1 protein-coding gene is annotated in these 237 nt (G+C 48.9%); it reads left to right on the forward strand.

Annotation, left to right across the window (positions count from 1 at the left end; genetic code table 11):
- Nucleotides 1-237, forward strand: a 237-nt coding sequence (locus tag ACYQ8U_RS23475; protein WP_459947961.1) for an MFS transporter, incomplete at both ends; no start/stop codon positions are given.

The raw sequence follows: 237 nt of genomic DNA on the forward strand, positions 1-237 counted from the left end.
CAGAAAGCCCATTCTACTAACGGGGTTGACGATATATGTCTTTGCTAGCGTGTTTTGTGCATTCACCCAGAATGTGGAACAGCTTATCGCCGGCCGTATCGTACAGGCATTAGGAGGAAGTGCAGGAACAGTAGTGGCTACCGCCATAGTAAAGGATCTTTATAGTGGCCGCGAACGGGAGAAGGTTATGGCCATCATCATGTCCATGGTAATAATTGCCCCTATGGTTGCACCGGT

It is taken from the genome of Desulfocastanea catecholica, assembly GCF_054657295.1.